This is a genomic window from Mycobacterium marseillense, assembly GCF_010731675.1.
In the GTDB taxonomy this organism is placed as follows: domain Bacteria; phylum Actinomycetota; class Actinomycetes; order Mycobacteriales; family Mycobacteriaceae; genus Mycobacterium; species Mycobacterium marseillense.
This window is the reverse complement of sequence record NZ_AP022584.1, coordinates 1,599,060-1,611,354: the sequence shown is the minus strand read 5'-3', so window position 1 is coordinate 1,611,354 and position 12,295 is coordinate 1,599,060. Positions and strand designations below refer to the sequence as shown.

Annotated in this window: 10 protein-coding genes and 1 pseudogene; 7 read left to right on the top strand and 4 right to left on the bottom strand. The window is 62.1% G+C overall.

Annotated features, from left to right (window positions below; genetic code table 11):
* The first annotated feature begins 73 nt into the window (after positions 1 to 73).
* Together G6N26_RS06835 and G6N26_RS06830 are read left to right on the top strand one after the other, a co-directional pair.
* A complete protein-coding gene (locus G6N26_RS06835; protein ID WP_169925524.1) occupies positions 74 to 877 on the top strand; it encodes a class I SAM-dependent methyltransferase in 804 nt (267 codons plus the stop codon).
* Between the two features lie 139 nt (positions 878 to 1,016).
* Positions 1,017 to 1,796, top strand: a complete 780-nt coding sequence (locus tag G6N26_RS06830) for an SDR family NAD(P)-dependent oxidoreductase (RefSeq protein WP_083018220.1) — start codon at positions 1,017 to 1,019, stop codon at positions 1,794 to 1,796.
* Between the two features lie 7 nt (positions 1,797 to 1,803).
* Here the strand turns inward: G6N26_RS06830 and G6N26_RS06825 are convergent, their stop codons facing one another.
* The 4 genes and pseudogenes from G6N26_RS06825 to G6N26_RS26525 all read right to left on the bottom strand — a co-directional run.
* Positions 1,804 to 3,060 (bottom strand): glycosyltransferase, encoded by a 1,257-nt coding sequence (locus G6N26_RS06825; RefSeq protein ID WP_083018218.1) that lies wholly within the window; start codon positions 3,058 to 3,060, stop codon positions 1,804 to 1,806.
* Positions 3,061 to 3,142: 82 nt separating this feature from the next.
* On the bottom strand, positions 3,143 to 4,396 hold the full coding sequence (locus G6N26_RS06820) for a glycosyltransferase (protein WP_083018216.1): 1,254 nt from the start codon (positions 4,394 to 4,396) through the stop codon (positions 3,143 to 3,145).
* A gap of 99 nt (positions 4,397 to 4,495) precedes the next feature.
* A complete protein-coding gene (locus G6N26_RS26530) occupies positions 4,496 to 5,476 on the bottom strand; it encodes an SGNH hydrolase domain-containing protein (protein WP_372509337.1) in 981 nt (326 codons plus the stop codon).
* Between the two features lie 84 nt (positions 5,477 to 5,560).
* Positions 5,561 to 6,724: pseudogene (locus G6N26_RS26525) on the bottom strand (acyltransferase family protein); the annotation flags it as partial.
* Positions 6,725 to 7,318: 594 nt separating this feature from the next.
* Here G6N26_RS26525 and G6N26_RS06810 point away from each other — a divergent pair.
* From G6N26_RS06810 to G6N26_RS06790, 5 genes are all read left to right on the top strand, one after another.
* Positions 7,319 to 7,999, top strand: a complete 681-nt coding sequence (locus G6N26_RS06810; RefSeq protein WP_067173071.1) for a hypothetical protein — start codon at positions 7,319 to 7,321, stop codon at positions 7,997 to 7,999.
* Positions 8,000 to 8,240: 241 nt separating this feature from the next.
* Entirely contained in the window at positions 8,241 to 8,654 is a 414-nt protein-coding gene (locus G6N26_RS06805; protein ID WP_083018212.1) for a sugar 3,4-ketoisomerase, read from the top strand.
* The gene (locus G6N26_RS06800) at positions 8,651 to 9,085 is read left to right on the top strand and encodes a sugar 3,4-ketoisomerase (RefSeq protein ID WP_169925523.1); all 435 of its coding nucleotides are present in this window, start codon (positions 8,651 to 8,653) and stop codon (positions 9,083 to 9,085) included. The genes G6N26_RS06805 and G6N26_RS06800 overlap by 4 nt, the downstream gene beginning before the upstream one ends.
* A 45-nt stretch (positions 9,086 to 9,130) precedes the next feature.
* Positions 9,131 to 10,273, top strand: coding sequence for a DegT/DnrJ/EryC1/StrS family aminotransferase (locus tag G6N26_RS06795; protein WP_131813345.1), 1,143 nt, complete (start codon positions 9,131 to 9,133; stop codon positions 10,271 to 10,273).
* Positions 10,274 to 11,190: 917 nt separating this feature from the next.
* Positions 11,191 to 12,156: a sulfotransferase family protein gene (locus G6N26_RS06790; protein WP_067173080.1), complete on the top strand. Its 966-nt coding sequence runs from the start codon at positions 11,191 to 11,193 to the stop codon at positions 12,154 to 12,156.
* Positions 12,157 to 12,295: the final 139 nt, after the last annotated feature.

The window sequence follows — 12,295 nt, the reverse complement described above, 5'->3', positions numbered from 1 at the left end:
CGGTCCAAGGTGGGCGAAACACAATCATGATGTACCGCTTCCGTTTCCACCGGAGGCGGTATGCGCCGATGTTATGGTTGCCGCCGTGGCAACTGGGTTGACAACCGGCACCCGCCTGCGGATGTGGTGGGTGCGCACCGAATATTGGCTCGCGCGCAAACTGTTGCCTGACGTCTACGCCAACGATGCGCTGATCACCTTCAACAACTTTCACGCGTTTCTCGATAATCCCGAATTCCAGCGCGCCTACCAGCGTGGTGCGCGCTCCCTCGGCAACGAGGATTGGTACCAGTGGCAGTGGCGCGTGCACGTGGGGCTGTGGGCGGCGGCCAGCGCCAGCAAGCTCGAGGGCGATTTCGTCGAGTGCGGCGTCAGCTACGGGTTCTTGAGCAGCGCCATCATGGAGTACCTCGATTGGGATCGGGTGGGCAAGACGTTCTATCTGCTCGACACCTTTGCCGGCATCGATCCGCGTTTCGTCACTGAGAACGAACGCCGGGCCGGGGCGCTGGAAACGAGCGCGGGACACCTGCGCAACGGGATGTACGTCAACGGGGTTGACAGTGTCCGTGCCAATTTCGCGCAATGGCAAAACCACCGCATCATCGTCGGCGCGGTTCCGGAGACGCTCGAGCAGGTCGACGCACCGTCCGTGGCGTACCTGCATATCGACATGAATTGCGCTCCCCCCGAAGTCGCTGCGCTGCGATTCTTTTGGCCACGTCTGACTCCCGGCGCCTTCGTACTGCTGGACGACTACGCGAATAGGGGACGAGACGAGCAGCGCGCCGCCATGGACGAGGTGGCCGACGAACTGGGTGTGAAAATCTGCACATTGCCCACCGGCCAAGGCCTGCTCATCAAGCCGGCCCGCTAGGGCATGTTTCGAGATGGGATATCTCCCAACAGTTTTGGGGTGAACGACCGGTCTGAAGCTCTCCGAGCGCCCGGCCAGCAGCACCACCGCCCTGTGACCAAGCGGGTTTCACGGCCTAACGCGCGGGTAGGCCCCTGCTATGGCATTAGCATTGATCACCGGCGCGTCCAGTGGAATCGGTCTCGAGCTAGCGGAGCTTTTTGCCCAGCGGGGATATGACCTGGTGGTGGCCGCCGAAAACGACGGCATTTACCCAGCATCCACCACGTTGTCCCGATGGGGTGTCGATGTGCGGCCGGTACAGGTCGACTTACGCACTCCTGAAGGCGTCGAAGAGTTGTTTCAGGAGGCCACAGCAGGTGATCGCACGCTCGATGCGGCCGCGCTGAACGCCGGCATCGGGGGCGGGGGAAGCTTCGTCGAGGGCGACTTGGCGCACGATATGTCGATCATCGATCTCAACGTGCGGTCGACGGTGCACTTGGCCAAGCTGGTGCTCCGGAACATGACCCGGCGTGGCGCGGGGAGGGTCCTGCTCACGTCGTCGCTGGCGTCGATGGCGCCCGGGCCCTTCGAGGCCGTTTATCACGCCTCCAAGTCGTTTGTGCAGTCCTTCGCCGGAGCCTTGCAGGACGAATTGCGTGATACCGGAATCACAATCACTTCTCTGCTGCCTGGCACCATCGAGACCAACTTCTTCAGTCGCGCGGGTATGGATGATACGCGTGCGGGGCAAAAGCCCAAGGACGACCCAGCTGAGGTTGCCAGGCAGGGCTTCGAGGCGATGATGCGCGGCGACCGCAAAGTGGTTGGCGGCTCGCTGACCACCAAGTCCGTCGGGGTGGCCTTGCGGTTCCTGCCTGATTCACTCAAGGCGGTCGCCAGCCGGATGAATTCCACGCCCGCCGGCCGGCGATAAAGGCTCCTCAGCCAAGCCCTTTCCTGCGGACGGCGTTTTCTAACAGGTCGGCGGTGGTTTCGATGCTCTCGGCGGGCTTGGTCATCCGGGTCGAGAGTTCGCGTGCCCTGGTCGCGTAGTCGGGGGCGAGGATGGTTCGCAGGTCCGCTACCAGCGATTCCGGGCTGGTGGCCGAAAAGCGGCGAGCAGTACCGACTTTCAGGCGCTTGATCTGTGCCCCCCAGTACGGCTGATCGGCCGAGCTCCACAGGGCCAGGGTCGGGATTCCGGCACGCAGGCTCGCGGCGGTGGTGCCCGAACCGCCGTGATGAACCACGGCGCGGCAGGCGGGAAAGATGGATGCGTAGTTCACGGGGCCGGCGAGCTTGACGTGATCGGGGTGCGGCACGTCACTGAAGTCCGTGCCGCCGAAGCAAATGAGCGCCCGCTCGCCGAGCTGTGTGCACGCCGTGCTGATCATTTCGACGGTTGCGGTAGGGGATTCGACCGGTATGCTTCCCGAGCCGAAGCAAATCGGTGGTGTCCCCGAGGCGATCCACGATGCGACACCGTCGTCAGCGTCCGTTGCCAACTCCATCGTGAGCGCGCCGACGAAGGGGCGCTGGTCGCCCCATGTCGCCCATTCGGCGGCCAGACCGGGGAAAAATACGTCATCGTAGGTCTGGATTTCGAGCCAACCGTGTTCGGCGATCCGTCGCTGCGAGCGACGTGTCGCCTCAGGCAGTCCGAGTCCTCGGCGCTGCGCGTTATCGACCTTCTTCGTTGAGCGCCAGAACAACCACTCGATCATCGTCATTGCCGAGCGGACCAATGGTGACGGCATGCTCGGCACCAGGTGGCCGTTGGCGCGCATGGGAAAGTGGTGCAACGAGGCCAACGGAATGTCGTAGTACTCAGCCACATTGGCGGCGGCCTGCTCGAAATTCAGGCCGGTGGAGAGTAGGTCGACGCCATCCGCCAACGATTTCAGCGTCGTGCTCACGTCGCCCCAGTACTTGATGAGCGGATCCCAAACTTTGGGCACCTGCCTGATCGGATTGCGGAAGAAATCCGCCCACATGTTCCGCAGGAATTCCTCGTCGAGGAACTCCTGCACCTTGGGGCCGTAAGGAACCGCTACGAGCCCGGTCGATTCGACGAAGGCAACCAGTTCGGGAGGGACGGCCAGGCGAACTTCGTGCCCTCTGCGCACCAGTTCGCGGCCCACCGCAGCGGAGGGTTCGATGTCGCCGCGAGTTCCGTAACTCGCCAGGGCAAATTTCATTACTGCTCCCTGCCTTGCAGTCGCCGTGCACCGGCGGCGTCAACGGTATCGAAGGTCATTGGCATCCGGCGAACCAAGGGATTCAGGCAAAGTGCCTCGTGCTGGCGAATTTTTCCAAGAGGTCGGCGGCTCTGTCGATGCTTTCGGCGGGTTTGGTCATCCGAGAAGACAATTCACGGGCGCGGGCGACGTAGTCGGGAGCCAGGATTTTGCGCAGGTCCGCGATCAGCGTTTCTCGACTGGTGTTCGAAAACGGCCGGGCGGTGCCCACTTGGAGCCGGTCGACCTGGCCGGCCCAGATCTTTTGATCGCTCATGCTCCAGAGGCTCAGTGTGGGTACCCCGGCGCGCAGGCCGGCGGCCGTGGTGCCGGCGCCGCTGTGATGCACCACCGCGCGGCACGCCGGAAACACCGCTGCGTAGTTCACTACGCCTACCACCTTGACGTGGTCGAACTGCGGGACGCCGGTGAAATCGGTTTTGCCGGAGCACACCAGTGCCCGCTCGCCTAGTTGCGCGCACGCCTCTCCGATCATGGTGATCGTGTCGGCCGGCGAATCGACCGCAGTGCTGCCGAAGCCGAAGCAGATCGGGGGAGTTCCCGAGGCGATCCACGCGGCGACGTCGTCGTCGGCGTCGGTCGTCAGCTCCATGGTCAGCGTGCCGATAAAGGGCCGCTGGTCTTGCCATTTCGCCCACTCGGCGGCCAGCCCGGGGAAGCACACCTCGTCGTAAGCCTGGATCTCCAGCGCGCCGCGGGCTGCCATCCGTTGCGGTGCGGGGCCCTTTGCCTTCGGTAGGCCGAAGGCACGGCGCTGCGCGTCCTCGGCCTTCTTCGTCACCCGCCACTGGGTCCAGTCCAGCGCCGTCATGGCGGACCGGACCAGCGGCGCGGGCAGGCCGGGGGAGAGCTGGCCATTGGGCCGCATGGGGAAGTAATGCATGGTGGCCAATGGAAGGTCGAGGTGTTCGGCCACGTTCGCCGCGACGCCCGGAAAACCCGGGCCGGTGAACACCAAGTCGGCCCCCTCCGACAGGGATGCCAGGGTCGCGCTCATCTCCGCCCAGGATTGGACAAGCATGTCCTGGGCTTCGCGCCACCGCCTTCTCACCTCCGGGAAATTCCAGACCTTACTGAGGAAGTCGGTGTCCCAGAAGCCGTCCTGCTGGTCGGGCCCGTAGGCGGCCGCCGCGAGCCCGGCCGACTCGACCAGCGCGACCAAATTGGGCGGCACGGCCACGCGCACGTCGTGCCCGCGCCGCTGCAGTTCGCGGCCAACGGCCGTGCAGGGCTCGACATCGCCGCGAGTTCCATAGCTCGCCAGGGCAAATTTCACGACGAGTCCTTCCGGTGGTCGTGCGTGTGGGCGACGGCAGAGGCCATTATCTACGGTTATTCAACCGGTGGGTGGCCCGACCGCTCACACAGCGCCGAGTCAACCGGAGACGAGTGCTCGGTCGGCCAGCGCACCCATTGCCGGTGCCAGCACCCGGGCGTACTCGGGCGTCAGATGGAACTCGTCCTCGTACACGAGAGTGTTGCCCACGATGGGCGGGCAGCGGTCGGCGGTGCAGAACAGTTCGGTGACGTCGGCATATTGCCCACCGCCAACTTTGGTCGCGGAGCTCTCAGCCGCGATACCCGGCTGATTAACCGCCGTCGACAAACCCGACGAGCAGGCCGTCGCATCGTCGAGGTGAAGGGATAGGCAGTCCGGCACCATCGAATGCAGGTCCGGGGTTGGCCCGAGTACCAATACGTTCGCGCCAGTGCCGCGTAGCTGCCGCACCAGGCGTGTAAGGCTCTCGGTCCACGCCGCCCCGTAGGGCGAGGATCCTGTGCCGCCGTGGCGCAACATGCCCAGCACCACCAGGCGTGGGCGCTCGCTTTGCAGTCGGGCGATGATCTGACTGCGCCACTGCTCGCACTCGGTGTAGTTGCGTTGACCGAAAACTTTGATCGGCAGGTCCAGCATCGGGCAGGCACCCTTGGTCAGGACCTCCAGCCGCCAGTGCCGCTGGGTTGCGACCTCCTGAAGCGCCGGGCTCCAGCTATAGGCATTCGAGTCTCCGACCAGGGCCACCGTGGTCTTCGAAGCAGTGTCGCCCGTCGCGCACTCAGGCTGGTCGACTTCTAAGAGGTTGCGCAGGCAGTCCTCTAGGCCGGGTGGCGCACTTTCGTGTGTTGCGCCGACCAGCGATGGATCGAGATTTGACGGCACGGCCTTCAGGTCGACGGATGCCGCAACAGCGGCCTGCACCTGCGCAAAAATCTGCTGGACCGCCGCGTCGTACGGCTCAATGTTCCGCCCGGTGGGCGGAGGCCCTGCCGCGACCCGCAATGCTGGGGCCGCCGGCCCGCGGCCGACCGGGGTAGGCACGACTACCAGCAGCGCCACGCCTACACAAACCGCCATCGCGGTGGCGACACCACCGAGAGCCAAACTGCGGGCGGCCGACCGGCGCAGCGAAGCGGAGTATCGGAAGGGGTTCTCGATGAAGCGCAACGTGAGCACGGCCAACCCCAAGGAGACGAGAACTGCCGCTAAGCCATCTATGGGCCCCAACGGACGGCCCAGCAACGGCGTCGCCAGCAGCAGCACCGGCCAGTGCCAGAGGTACCACGAATACGAAACCCGGCCGATCGCTCGCATGGGCCGCACCGCCAAGAGGCGGCCACACCCCCGAGAAGCCGTGGCGCAGCCCGCGCCGATCACCAGCGCCGTGCCGATCACTGGCAGCAGCGCAGCGGTACCAGGAAAGGGCGTGGTCGCGTCCAATTGGTTGCACGCCACCAAGATCAAGGCCAGACCAGCCCATCCCACGATCGCAGCTGGCAATGCCGGTAGCCGGCGCCATTGCGTGGTCGTAAGGGCCACCAGGCCGCCTACGGCCAATTCCCACGCGCGCGTGTGTAACGAAAAAAACGCCACGGGAGGCGCCGTCCGAGTAGTCACCCACGACATCGCGAACGACACGGCGGCGACCAGTTCAAGGACGAACACGTAAGGAGCCACCGACGAGGCATGTGCCGCACCTGCGCGCCGATGCGCACGCCGGATCAGCCACGCGGTACCAAGAATCAGCGCCGGCCACACGAGGTAGAACTGCTCCTCGACGCCCAGAGACCAGTAGTGCTGGAAGGGCGAGAGCGAAAGCTTGCTGATGTGAAAGTAGTCAACGCCTTGCAACGCGAATCGATAGTTACCGACATAAAGTGCGCTGGCGATGCCGTCGCCGATAACGCCTTTTACCTCCAGCGGGGACAGCAGCACAGCCGAGGCAATCGCAGTCACAACGCCGACGGTGGCCGACGCCGGCAACAGCCGGCGTGCACGGCCCCCATAGAAGCGGAGCAACCTGACGGTCCCGGCGGTGCTCGCCTCGCGCCAGAGCATCCCAGTGATGAGGAAGCCCGAGATGACGAAGAAAACGTCCACACCGACGAAGCCGCCACCCAATCCCGGTGCACTGCAATGGAAAAGAACGACGGCCAACACCGCAACAGCGCGCAACCCCTCGATATCCGGGCGAAATCCCGTCTGCGAGCGCTGATCACCACCCGCGGCATCACCAGCAACCGTTTTGGATGCGGTGGCGGAAGACGCTGCGGCAGGAGTCAGCGGTGGAGTTTGATCCTGGGTGTCGTCGTCTGTGGAGGTCATACCCATCCTTCTGGTTGTCTGCGTATTGTGCCCTAAGGGAAGCCGACAACCGCTCGTAATCGCCTACCAGCACTTATAGATCTGGCCGATGAGTGAATCTCTATGTTCGGCGGTGCGGAGGCGCTGCCGTCTGCGGCCGACCGCCGTGCGGGGCTCGACATCGCCGGAAGTTCCATCGCTCTTCAGGTCAGATTTCACGACGAATCGCTCCAGTGGCCGTGCCGCGGCAGCGGCAATGGCAACGATTATCTGGTTGTCAGCTGCTAACTCGCTTCCATTGGTTTCCGCCGCCGTGAATCGGCCGCCACAGCTCTTGTACCGACGGAAGCGACCGTTGGTAACGCATTCATGCTTGACCCCCAGCACCCGACTGCACGACACAGTTTGATGTAGCAGGTCGAACTTGTGCCGATGCAGTGCCCCCGTGTGGACGGTACTTGGCGACAACCAAACACCGGAGATCACGCGACTGGGCCTGTAAGGTGAGCGAGTAGCTGGCTGCAAAGCGCCCAATCGGATAGTGAGACGTATTGTGCGCGTTGACCAACACACGATCATCCTGGAGGGGAACCAGTGTTTCAACTTGCTCGACGAGTGGTTAACAACGACAAAATCGAGCTCATAGATCGGGCATTCACCTCTCTTGGCATCCAATCGTTCGCGGACTTGGGCGCTGTTTGGAGGGTCGAAGGCGCGTACACATTTCATGCGTTGGAGACACACCAGATAAAGGATGCAGCGCTGGTCGACCTCAACGTGACGCCGACCGTCAGCGCGCGGGCACAGTCCCATCCGCAGCTTCGCCTTGTCGGCGGCAATTTTGGCGATCAAGCCGTGGCCGACCAAGTTGGTAACATGGATGCGGTCTTCTTGTTCGATGTATTGCTGCACCAGGTGTCCCCTGACTGGGATGCAATACTCGAAATGTACGCAAAGCAGACGAATTCGCTGTTGATTTATAACCAGCAGTGGACGGGTTCGGAAGAAACTGTCCGCCTGCTGGATTTAGGCGAGAAAGAATACTTCCGTAACGTGCCGCACAGTCGGCGAATAGACGAGTACGAAAACCTTTTCGAGAAGCTTAGTGAGAAGCACCCTGAAATGGACAGGCCGTGGCGTGACTTCCCCGGCATTTGGCAGTGGGGCATCACAGACACCGACCTCGAGGCGAAGGTCTCTCAGCTCGGGTTTAAGCTGGTATACAAGAAGGACTGCGGCCGCTTTGGCAGGTTGCGGAACTTCAGGAACCATGCCTTCATTTTTACACGCGAATAGCTATGCGATGGAATTGCACACCTACATCTGATATCGACTACTGCGTAATGCGTTAGCACTGGTCCGGGACGAGTTTGTATCGCTTTTTGCGGGAGGCATTGGTGCAAAAGATTGCAGCCGGAAAACTACGCAGGGTAAAGCCGGCCGTACTGCGACCTGTATGCGGCGGACGATCGCACTCGCGGCCGACCCTCGCGTTTGCTGTCGCACTGCAATTAAATCCGAAGCTGCAAGGCAATCCATGATCAGCACCAACGACTGCCGGCTGATCGATCTACCCAAAATTCACGATCCACGGGGCAACCTCACCTTCATCGAATCGGGGGAGTATCTGCCCTTTGAAGTAGAACGCGCCTTCTGGATTTATGACGTCCCGGGCGGCTCAATGCGCGGAGGCCATGCTTACCGGACAGGCCAGGAGTTGATACTTGCGCTGTCAGGGAGTTTCGAGGTCACCTTGGACGATGGCTCCCATCAAGTGCGTTACGTGTTGAACCGGTCTTACCATGCTCTTTTCGTTCCTAACCTCATATGGCGGGAAATGATCAACTTCTCCACGAACTCGGTGGCGCTCGTCCTCGCTTCTAACCCATTCACGCCTGCCGATTACGTACGCGATTATGGTGACTTTCTACGGCTCAGGAATGAGCAATGAGTCGCGTAGACGAATGCAGATTGGTGGATCTGGACAAAATCGAAAGTACCAGCGGCGCTCTGTCTCCCCTATATGGCGAGGTCCACGTCCCTTTTGCAATCAAGCGGGTCTACTACCTTTACGACGTTCCTGGTGGTGCAGAGCGCGGTGGCCACGCACATCGAGAGTTGCAACAATTGATCGTTGCAGCTTCGGGGTCGTTCGCCGTCACCCTCGACGACGGAGAGAACCAACGGACCGTTTCACTCGACCGCTCGTATTATGGCCTTTACCTGCCGAGCATGATCTGGCGCGAAATCACCGGCTTCTGCACCGGAGCCATATGTTTGGTGTTCGCCTCGCTACCCTACGACGAACGCGACTACATCCGAGACTATGGGGACTTCTTGTCGATGGTCCGCGCCCGTGCCGATGGGGGTGATATCGGTTGATCGGGCTACGGCCTGTCGGCCGCGTAGTCGAAGCAAGGAACCGTCATGCCTGACGTCCCTGCACAGGTGCCCTTTCTCGATGTTCGCGCCGCCACCCAGGAACTCGATGCACCTGTGCGGGAAGCAGTCGAGCGGGTCGTGCGCAGCGGCTGGTACGTACTTGGCGAAGAGACGGCGGCGTTTGAGCGGGAGTTTGCTGAATTTACGGAGGCCCGACATGCCGTTGGAGTTGGCAATGGCTTGGATGCTATTACTCTGGCATTGAAAGCGCTTGGGGTCGGGCCAGGCGATGAAGTTATCGTTCCGGCACATACTTTCATCGCCACATGGATCGCGGTGGCACACACCGGTGCTCGGCCAGTGGGCGTGGAGCCGGTCGTCGGCCAGTGGAACCTTGATCCCGCTCGCGTAGCTGAGTCCATTACCCCGCGCACCCGTGCCCTCGTTCCCGTACACCTCTTCGGCCAACCCGCGGATCTTGCTGAACTTCTCGACGTGGCGAAGAAACACGGGTTGGCGGTGGTAGAGGACGCGGCGCAGGCGCATGGGGCGCGCTACAGCGGCCGGCGCATTGGCGCTCACGGCGACGCGGTGGCCTGGAGCTTCTATCCTGGGAAAAACCTTGGGGCGCTTGGTGACGGGGGAGCCGTAACTACCGACGACGCAGGTATTGCTGCTCGTGTCCGGTCACTCGGGAACTATGGCAGCAGCAAGAAATACGTTCATGACCTGCTTGGAGCGAATTCACGGCTCGACGAGATCCAAGCTGCGGTATTGCGCATCAAATTGCAGCACCTCGACGACTGGAATGCTCGTCGGCAAGCGATCGCAAAACGCTACACCGACGAACTCGCGGACGTGCCCGGCCTCGGAGTGCCCGCGGTCGCGCCTAATCGAGAGCATGTGTGGCATCTCTACGTCGTCGACCATGCATCTCGCGATAATTTACAGAAGTACCTGATTACCAGAGGGATTCAGACTCTGGTGCACTACCCGATCCCACCGCACAGGTCTGGTGCGTTTGCATCACTAGAGCTCGGCGAGGGTGCCTTCCCCATCACAGAGCGGGCGGCGCGAACTCACCTGAGCCTGCCCATTGGCCCCCATCTGCGGGACGAAGACATCTCCCGCGTGGTTGACGCCTGCCGATCGTTTACGTCAAGTCCGGACAACGGCGACGCGACGTGACGTGACGTGGGTTTTTGGCCGTAATGGCTTGCGGGCGCGGTCCTGCCGGTAAACGTAAGAATCGCCCGATCCGAGGCGGCACGTTTTCTCGTGGCGGTTGCCGGTCTCAGTCGCGACACGGTTAGCGATAATCGCCAATAAATATTAGCTACGTCCATGCGTTTGAACGGTTCCAATCCGCTAGCGCCGTGAGGCACGCGTGCGCGGCGCTCCTCCCCGCCACACGCGCGGCCCCGATTTGCCGCGGAAGATCTGCGACGCGGGCAAGTTGCTAGGTGGACTCAGCGCCTGGCGGAAGGCTGGATCCAATGTTGCTACGGTGACCCAGGTCTGGTAAGCCATCGGCATTCAATCTGAACGGCTGCCAGCTGTGGGATGCGCTGTGTGCCAGGCGCATAGCAGTCAACTTTGCAGCGGCGGGCTTAGCCGAGCGCATCAAGACTTCACCGTGTCTTCTAAAGCCTTTGGACGTGGCCTGCTTTCGTGCAACCAAGAGTGTCGCCATATCGCCCCGATAACTGCTGGAAGGACGAGTTGAACAGTGAGCCACCGGATTTCGTTGCGGGTGAAGTTCGTAAATGTGGGCGTGCCCTATTGCCGTCATTTCTGACGCACGCGTAAGATCTCGCCTTGATGAGCACGCGTCGACGCACTGCCGCGACCAGAGCCGCAGTGTCTCATCCGTTCCATCCGAGGACAGTGCAGACCCATCACATTGATGCGGCGATGAAAACGAACAACTCGCTAGGTAGCACCGTTCCGCTCGCTCGATGGCATGAAGCGTTTTTCGAACCGTCAGACGCCCGATGCCGCGCCGTTGCCCCGCGTCGCCTCTCAATCGCAAGGACGTACCCTTGAGTGTTCACGCCGCAGCCACGGGGACCAGAGGCCGACCGGTCGCCTTATTCGTTCTCGGCATGCCTCGGTCCGGAACGTCGGCGCTCACGCGTGTCCTCTCGCTGTGCGGCGCTACGCTTCCGGCCGAGCTCGAAGTCGCCGACTCCTATAATCCGCGTGGCTACTGGGAACCGCGTGAGACTCACCATCTCAACGGCCATATGCTGCGCCGCCACTACAGCACCGATGCCGACCCGTCACTGCGTTTGCAGGAAGACGGCGCGATCGGTGTCGAAGAAAAGACCGCCTTCATCGACAAGATTAAGGCTTTCCTCACGACGCTGCCGTACGCGCCACTTGTAGTGATTAAAGACCTCTATATAACGGCACTTTCGGAGATGTGGTTTGCGGCGGCGCGACAGGCAGGATTCGACATCGCGGTCGTGGTCGCCTTGCGCCGCCCACAGGAGGTCATCGCGTCAGTTGCGGCGAGTCGGAGGCTCTCACCGGAGCTTCCGCATGCGCTTCCGAGCGCCATGTGGCTCAAGTACAACCTTCTGGCCGAGCGGAATACGCGCGGCGTGCCACGCGTATTTGTCGAATATGCCAACCTTCTCGACGACTGGCGCCGCGAAATTAAACGGATTTCCGCTGCGCTCGGAATCGACCTGGCCCATCGCGATGAGCGCGCAATCGACGAGTTCCTCACGAGGGATCTTCATCGCAATCGCGACTACGGTCCGGTGCCGGAGCCATTCGGCACAGATTGGGTTTCCACCGTCTATCAGGCGGCCCGAGCGGCCGCGCGTGACGAGCCCTGGCAAGAGTCCGCGCTGAATCGTGTTTACGACGCCTATCGGGCGAGCGAACATGCTTTCCGAACGGCCTTCAGGGATTTCAGCGAGGATTTCCGGGACCAAATGCCTCCGCCCCACGCAGTGCTCCTGCGCCTCTTACCGCGACGTAACGTGATCATCGAGCTACGTCGTCACCGCGGTGTTCGCGGCTTGAGTATCGAGGTGCGTCGCCGCCGCGATGCCCGCTGACTGCTCGGGAGACGGCAACCCGCTCGCGCGTTCGGGACTTCGGGGCCCTGGAAGGCGACCTCTGACGACGTGTGCTGCGATAGGGCGGACACAGTAATCATCACGGGCGACGTCAACCAAGCCGACTCTTCAATTCGGC